At 69.5% G+C, this 6,976-nt stretch carries 7 protein-coding genes; 3 read left to right on the top strand and 4 right to left on the bottom strand.

Translation table 11 applies throughout. The annotated features are described in order from the left end of the window. The first annotated feature begins 559 nt into the window (after window positions 1–559). Window positions 560–775 (top strand): hypothetical protein, encoded by a 216-nt coding sequence (locus ACWCQK_RS38200; protein WP_451163254.1) that lies wholly within the window; start codon window positions 560–562, stop codon window positions 773–775. A gap of 613 nt (window positions 776–1,388) precedes the next feature. Here the strand turns inward: ACWCQK_RS38200 and ACWCQK_RS38195 are convergent. The 4 genes from ACWCQK_RS38195 to ACWCQK_RS38180 all read right to left on the bottom strand — a co-directional run bounded on the left by ACWCQK_RS38195 (window position 1,389) and on the right by ACWCQK_RS38180 (window position 4,396). Further along, window positions 1,389–2,276 carry a replication-relaxation family protein gene (locus ACWCQK_RS38195; protein WP_451163252.1) on the bottom strand — a complete coding sequence of 296 codons (888 nt, stop codon included), beginning with the start codon at window positions 2,274–2,276 and terminating at the stop codon, window positions 1,389–1,391. Between the two features lie 416 nt (window positions 2,277–2,692). Then, window positions 2,693–3,058: a helix-turn-helix domain-containing protein gene (locus ACWCQK_RS38190; protein WP_451163256.1), complete on the bottom strand. Its 366-nt coding sequence runs from the start codon at window positions 3,056–3,058 to the stop codon at window positions 2,693–2,695. 96 nt (window positions 3,059–3,154) lie between these two features. Beyond that, a complete protein-coding gene (locus ACWCQK_RS38185; RefSeq protein ID WP_451163250.1) occupies window positions 3,155–3,619 on the bottom strand; it encodes a hypothetical protein in 465 nt (154 codons plus the stop codon). A gap of 93 nt (window positions 3,620–3,712) precedes the next feature. Continuing rightward, window positions 3,713–4,396: an IclR family transcriptional regulator gene (locus ACWCQK_RS38180; RefSeq protein WP_451163248.1), complete on the bottom strand. Its 684-nt coding sequence runs from the start codon at window positions 4,394–4,396 to the stop codon at window positions 3,713–3,715. Window positions 4,397–4,975: 579 nt separating this feature from the next. On the opposite strand from ACWCQK_RS38180, the gene ACWCQK_RS38175 reads away from it, so the two are divergent. Together ACWCQK_RS38175 and ACWCQK_RS38170 are read left to right on the top strand one after the other, a co-directional pair. Beyond that, window positions 4,976–6,247 (top strand): sensor histidine kinase, encoded by a 1,272-nt coding sequence (locus ACWCQK_RS38175; protein WP_451163246.1) that lies wholly within the window; start codon window positions 4,976–4,978, stop codon window positions 6,245–6,247. Continuing rightward, complete coding sequence (locus tag ACWCQK_RS38170; protein WP_451163244.1) at window positions 6,247–6,969, top strand: response regulator; 723 nt, start codon at window positions 6,247–6,249, stop codon at window positions 6,967–6,969. The genes ACWCQK_RS38175 and ACWCQK_RS38170 overlap by 1 nt, the downstream gene beginning before the upstream one ends. Window positions 6,970–6,976 lie beyond the last annotated feature (7 nt).

The following is a 6,976-nucleotide window of genomic DNA, read 5'->3' as shown; positions in this document are numbered from 1 at the left end:
AGCGGGCATGGATCAACGACCCAGCCAAGCGCAAGGACCCCACACCACAAACCTCATAGCGTCACGACCGTCTCACTGGACTTGAAATCTTCCGGACCGCCGCGGCGAGTTCACCCACCGAGGGTTCCTTCCCGTACACCGCTATCGTCACGATCCACGCCAGTACACGGCATGACAGCCGGTTAGTGGTCGCAGTGCGGGCGCCGATGTCAGCGCTATCCGCAGGCGGCGATCTGAAGTGTCGCGCAGGCGCGTGCCGCGGTGGAGTGTCTGGAAGGTGAGAACCCGGCAGGACGGGACCCTACTTTGCTCTGTCTGCCCCCCACCCGGGCCTGCAAGAAGCGGGTAAGGGCGGCTGGCGGGACGGGGGAGCCGTGCCGGGCATCCTCGTGTTCCGCCGCGTGCGGGGTGGTGGGGGTGGGACGCGTTGTCGACTGCTTGGGATCCGGTCGTGCAGAAGCGTTTTGCCGCCAACTCTCGGTGACGCACGCTTGCGCCAGCAGTGGCTTGGGCTACATAGGAGGGTGGGCTGTCCGCACCCGAGGGGGAGGACCGGCGGATGTTGCTGTCGATCAACGTGGCGGTTCTGCTTGCTGTCATCATCGTTGTGCGGCTGCGCCGGCGTACGCAGGCCCGCAGCCGGTCCGACGAGAAGCTGACCGTCGTCATCGTGCTGGTCTTCGGGGTACTGGTTGCTCCCACGGCGTTCGGCCAGGGAGTACTGGACGTGGTGGGTCAGCTCGCGCAGAGCGTTTCGCAGTCCGGCAATCCATGACTCCTGTGCTTCTCGGCGCGGGGTGAGGACTTCCTGGACAGAGAGAGTCCCGGAGGCAGGCTTCCGGGACTGGAGCGAGGACACCGGCTGGCGCGACGCCCGGACCGCGGTCAGCCGCCCTGCCGCTCCGATCCGCTCCCTCGCACCGCTGCGCAGGGTCTTCGCCAGGCCGGAGGAGGTAGCGGAGGTGGCCGCCTGTCTGGTGCGCAACTGGCGCTGGCCGGCCGGTGACTTTACAGCGGAGTGGAGCGCGGCGAACGAGGCGCGTACTGTGATCGGCGCCTTTTGCCGGAAGACGGTCGGCTGGAGGGGTCCGTCGTACGGCGACGGCCGCTCGCTGGGGGACTCCAGGGGCGGCCGTGGGAGGCGTCCGGCCGAACTGGCGTACGCCGTGAAGGGCGAGTTCAGATGCGGCCGAAGAACAGATTGCCGGGTGCGTCGGGCTGTGCAGACCCGCGTCCAGCGGAAGCGGGCTGTGCAATCGGCTGCGCAGTCACTGTGCAGTGCGGTGGCCTGCGTGGTCGAGTCTGTGGTGGGGGTGTGCGCTCTCGTGGCCGGGCTCATGGTCGGGGGTCTGCACGGCGCAATTACGCGAGCCTGCGCGGCTGCGTGTTCATGACGTGCGGGTGTGCATCCAGCCGATCCTGCGGTGAGGGTCGAGGACGGGGCGCCAGACGGGTGCGGAGGGTCCGTCGTGCAGCAGGTCGACCAGCGGTGCTGCCATGGCTGGTACTTCCCGCAGGAACGCCGCGACGGACAGGTTTCTGGATGCGGTGTGCAGGGCGCTGATGCGGTTCTCCACGCCAGCCGGACCAGTACCGTCCAGGACGAACAGCAGCCGCGGGAAGAGCGGGTAGGTGCGCCGCCACGCCTGATCTGCCTCCTGGTGGGATCCCGGTCGTCGGCCGACGGGCTGCGGCAGGTAGGTGTGGAGTCGGGTGTAGGCGGTGAGTTTGGCGGCCAGGCGTTCGGGGCCCATGGTGGCCCGGTCGACTTCCACGAACGCCCGCAGCATCGCCCCCGTACTGCCGTGGCGGCTGTAGTAGAGCACCGCGTCCGGGATGACCGCCTCCCCGCCCCCGACGGGGTGGTGGACTTCCGGGATCCAGTCCAAGGGCTGGCACACGTCGCCGCGCTGGCGGGCGTCCTGGAGGAAGGCCAGCGCGGTCTCGGTCACGGTGAGCCCGTGCCCGGTGCGCAGCCGGACCGCGGTGGGATCGGCCACCTTCCTCGGCGGTCGCCGGCCCCGCAGTTCCGGCCACTCACCGGCAACCGCTGCGCCGTAGTCGGTGGGGAACCACACCCGGGTCCGCCCGGCCCGCGGCAGGGTGATCCGGTCGACCAGCCCTTGCGCCCGTAGCTTGGCGAGCCGGCGCCGGGTCTGCTCGATCCGCACCCCGGGCGCGATGATCAGATGCATCTGCTGCGTCGTCGCCATCCGGTACTGCGTCAGCACCGCCAATGCCAGCCGGTCCCCGCCGCCCGCGTCCACATCCGTCATCGTCGACCGCTCCCGTACGGTGCGACGCCGCCCTGGTCCGGCATCGCGTGTACGGGCCACGCCAGCAGCGGGCCCCGACCGGAACGCTGACCGTGAAGGCCCGACCACGGTCACGATGCGACAACACCACCCCCGACCTGGCCGACAACCCCGCCGTCATCCCCTCCCGCAACTGCCCGCACCCTCCCGCACGGTGGGCGGCGTATTCGCAGGTCACCATGCGGGTGCAGCCGTGGTCGGGAGGCCGACATCCCCCTCTGCACACCCCCTCGCGCCCCAGGACCAGAAGGAAAGAGAAGGTGAAGGGGACGGGCGGGGCGGGGCGGGCGTGCTGCCGGGGGATCGGGAGGGCCTGGTGTCTCTTGCGCGTCGGCGGCGGCCTCCGCGCCGCACAGGGGCGGTGCGGCCACCGGTGGTCAACGTGGGGGGCAACGGATGACCGGTGCGGTGGCCGCAGGCCGAGCGTAGGGGGCGCCCGCACGCGGAAGGCACGCTCTCCTGGCGACACCGGTCTGCGATCTCCCGGGCGGCCTCGCCGGCGAGCGCACTGGGGGCCCACACCGGGCCTGCAGGGTGAGGATCCCTGCAGGCCCGGATCGGGGGTGCTCTATCAACGACGCCAGCCCCGCACCGTCACGGGTCACGGTCTCAGCGGCCGCAGTGCGGGCACCCGCGGCTGCGCCACCCGGGTGGCTACCTCGGTGCCCGCGGCCCGCATCCGGGGTCAGGTGGTGGCTGACCGTGGAAGGGGACAGTCCGACCGCGTCGGCCAACTCGCGCACGGACGGGTCTTTGCCGTACGCGGCGACCCACCGTACAGAGACCCGCACCGCGGTGATGTCCACCGGCCCGCCGGGGCGCCCCGGCGGGTACCGGCGTCAGGTGAGCGTCCAGGTGCCAGTGGCTTCCTGGCCCGACTCCTCCCCGTGGAGCCGGACGGTGATGGTCACGCCGGGCGCGTCCAAGACGACGTGATTGAAGTCGACATTGCCGTGCGAGTCGGCGAGTTCGCTGTTCCTGGAGCTCGTGTCGACGTTCGTCCAGTCCACGATCTCGCCGGGTTTGAAGCCCTCGCCGTGGACGGCGCATTGGTAGCCGTTGTCCACCGTGCCGCACGTCGTGACGCTCGCGGGTCCGGACGGCGTCCACTCTGGGGAGGGAGGGGGTGCCGACGTCGTGTGATGGGGCTGCGGCGTGGTGGGCCGCGGGGAGGTCGCCTGCCTGCCCGCCCCGTTCTGGTCGGAACCGGACGTGGTTCCGCTGGTGCAGGAAAAGGCTGTCGACGCGACGGCCGCCACGATGAAGGCGCCGCTCGCCAGCGCTTTGCCGAATTTCCTGGTCATCTCGTTCTCCCCCGTTCGCCAATAGGGAAGATGGTGGCGCGTGCTGCCGCGGTGGCGCGACGGCCCGGTCCGCTCAGCGGACCGCGCACCCGCTCAGACTTCCCGCCGTAGGGCGGGCAGGACGGAGGTGATCGATTCGCTCGCCCGGTGCAGGAGCGCCGTGAGCCGGCCGAACGGCTGCGCGGGACCGACGACGGCGGCCAGGACCGCGATCGGGTCGTCTCGGGAAGGATGCATGATCGGCACTGCGACGCAGGCCACGCCCGGCACGATCTCCTCCCGGTCGAACGCCGCGCGCGACCGGCGGATCTGCTCGCCCTCCTCGGGCGACATCGCGCTCTTCCACTCCAGGCGGGGCGAGGCGTCCCAGGCGAGGAGGACCCTTGCCGCGGCCGTGCACGAGGGCCAGGCCAGGCCCGGACCCATCGGCGCCTGGGAGGCGACTTCCCCCGGCACTCCCCTGACCAGCGACACCTGGCCGTGGGCGCGCACCCCCACCCCGATCGACGCTCCGGTGGCCTGAGCCAGCCGCTGCACGGGGCCACGGGTCGCCTCCATCAGCGCGGTGTCGGGGCGCCACGACTGGCCGAGCCAGTACAGGTGCGGCCCCACGCAGTACACGCCATCGCGCTGCTCCACCGCTCCGAGTTCGCGCAGCTGCCGCAGCAGCCGGTGCACGCTCGCCTTCGGCAGGCCGGTCTGCCGCACCAGCTGGCTGAGCCCCGCCTCGCCCGCGTCCCGTAACGCGTCCAGCAGCCGGAAAGCTCCCTCCAGCACCCCCCGCGACGCGGGTCCCGCCCCGGCGGGCCCGCTCTCGGGGTGAACCACAGGTCCACCGCGATCCTTCACAGGGTCAAGGGTAGGTCACCATGCGTCATCATCGGGAGGCTCTGCGCGTACGCATGCTACGCAGGCTGGTGCGCGACGCACACACCCCCGACGTTGGCGCCGCCGTGGCGGCGATGCCGGCGGGTTCGCGGCGGTCGGCACCGGAATGAAAAGCACCTACTGAGGGTGGCCATGGCTCGCTCGGCGAGAGCGCGGGTCTTCGTGTGTTCCCGCGAGTACCCGGGCCTGTTCTCCGTGCTGTTCAAGCGTGGCTGCTGAATCCGGACGACAGTGCGTTGCTGTCACGCGCAGGTGGCCCGCTCTACGTTGCCCCGCTCGGATCGGTCGCGCCGGCTGGCGACGGCGGGTCGCGTGCCACCAGTTGAATGGTGGCCAGCGGCTGTCCGCTCTACCTTCCGGGCGGGGCTGCCTCCGACAGCGGACTACTCCGGTAGCTCTTGGGAGCTACGCGGCGGGTCACCTTTCATGGTGACGACAAGCTGGCGGGACGCTTCTAGCGTTTGCAACGTGAATTCGTCTATCACTGCTGGTCTGGAGACCTGCCGTTCCGTGGCACGCGACCTTTACCGGGATTTGCTTAGCCGCGAGGCTTTGGCCCCGCTCACGGAGCCGGTGCGCGTGCGGGGCCTGCGGCGGTTCCTGCTGGTTTCCTGCCTGGCCGGGCTGGTGCTGCTTTCGGGCGTACTCGCTGGTGGGCACGGGCTCGGTGCGGAGGGGATGGCGCTTGGTGCTGCTCATGCCGGGTGTGTGCTGCTCACGCTGCAGCGTCCACTGGCGGGCTGGTGGGGATCGTTACTGATCACGGTGGCCACGGCCGCGGCTATCGACCCCCGGCTAGGAGCGTCATTCCCGTGGACGGAGAGCGGGGTCGTGCTCCAGATCTGGGTGCTCGTTCTTGTGACTCGGCAGGTGAGGCCGCGGGTGGCTGCCGAGGCGTGGGCCCTCACCGTCCTGTGCGGTGGCCTTCTCGCCCTGCTCTTGGGTGACGGAGGACACCCTCGGAAGAATGATGTGCTGGTCGTGGCGGCACTGTCGGGCACCGCGATGGTCCTGGTGGCGGCGCTGCGAGGAAGGGACGATGCCCGTCGACTGCTGGCTGAGCAAGAATCGGCTACCGCTGAGGAACGCTCTCAGCGGATACTGCTGGAAGAGCGGGCCCGCATCGCCAGGGAGCTGCACGATGTGGTCGCTCATCACATGTCCGTCATCGCGATTCAGGCCGAGGCCGCGCCCTACCGGGTTTCCGCCCCTCCGGAAGAGCTCACCCGGAGCTTTGGAACCATCCGGGAGAACGCCCTAGAGGCGCTCACGGAACTGCGGGCAGTCCTGGGCGTGCTCCGTCTTCCCACCATGGACGGCGCTGGAAGGGACGACGCCCCGCAACCGACGCTGTCCCGGCTTGATGAGCTGGTGGACAACGTCCGCAGTGCGGGCCTCACCGTTGAGACCAGCGTTATCGGCACACCGCGTCCCCTGCCGCCCGGGGTCGATTTGGCGGCCTACCGCATCGTGCAAGAGGCATTGAGTAATGCTTTGCGGCACGCGCCGGGCTGTGAAGTCCGCGTGGAGGTCGGGTACGTGCTGGAATCGGTCACTGTGTCGGTGCGCAACGGTCCCGCCCGACAACCCATGCAGCCGCCTTCGGGCAGTGGCCATGGACTGCTCGGCATGCGAGAGCGCGCCACTGTCCTCGGAGGCGAGCTCACGGCCACGCTCCTGCCCGACGGCGGATACGAGGTCACCGCATCCCTTCCCGCGACCCGCCACCCGGAGCAGTGATGGCCGAACAACCGATCCGCATCCTGATCGCTGACGACCAGGCCATGGTCCGCGAGGGCTTCGCCATCCTGCTCAACACCCAACCGGACATCACGGTAGTCGGCGAGGCCCAAGACGGCGAGGAAGCTCTGGTCAAGGTAGCCGAACTGTCTCCCGACGTGGTGCTGATGGACATCCGCATGCCACGACTGACCGGCCTGGAAGCCACCCGACGCCTCCTGCAGACTGGCGGCAGTGAGCCAGCCCAGGACGATCTCACCCTAGGCCGTGGCCACACCGTACCCAAGATTCTTATTCTGACCACTTTCGATCTCGACGACTACGTCTACGAAGCACTGCGCGCCGGAGCGAGCGGTTTCCTCCTCAAGGACGCCTCCGCTCAGCAGTTGTGCGACGCCGTGCGCACCATCGCCGCCGGCGAGGCACTGCTCGCCCCTACCGTCACGCGCCGTCTCATCGCCGAGTTCACCCGCCTCGGCGGCCCGCATGGTCCTCGTATGCAGCGCATCGAGAACCTCACCGAACGCGAGACAGAGGTTCTGTGCCGTCTCGCGCAAGGCCTGTCCAACGCGGAAATCGCACTTCGGCTCTTCATTGCGGAGCAGACCGTTAAAACACACGTAAGCCGCATTCTCGTCAAACTCGGTCTCCGCGACCGCACCCAGGCTGTCGTTTTCGCATATGAAAGCGGGCTGGTCCAGCCAAACAAGCCCGCCAGATGACCCGGGC

It is taken from the genome of Streptomyces sp. NPDC002306 (genome assembly GCF_053593435.1).
Note: the sequence above shows the minus strand (reverse complement) of the source record. Positions and strands in the feature narration are given on the sequence as shown.

What these genes read in the sequence shown, in the direction of transcription:
- ACWCQK_RS38200 (WP_451163254.1), top strand. Translation starts at nt 560, where the DNA reads ATGTTGCTGTCGATCAACGTGGCGGTTCTGCTTGCTGTCATCATCGTT.
- ACWCQK_RS38170 (WP_451163244.1), top strand. Translation starts at nt 6,247, where the DNA reads ATGGCCGAACAACCGATCCGCATCCTGATCGCTGACGACCAGGCCATG.
- ACWCQK_RS38185 (WP_451163250.1), bottom strand. Translation starts at nt 3,619, where the DNA reads ATGACCAGGAAATTCGGCAAAGCGCTGGCGAGCGGCGCCTTCATCGTG.
- ACWCQK_RS38195 (WP_451163252.1), bottom strand. Translation starts at nt 2,276, where the DNA reads ATGACGGATGTGGACGCGGGCGGCGGGGACCGGCTGGCATTGGCGGTG.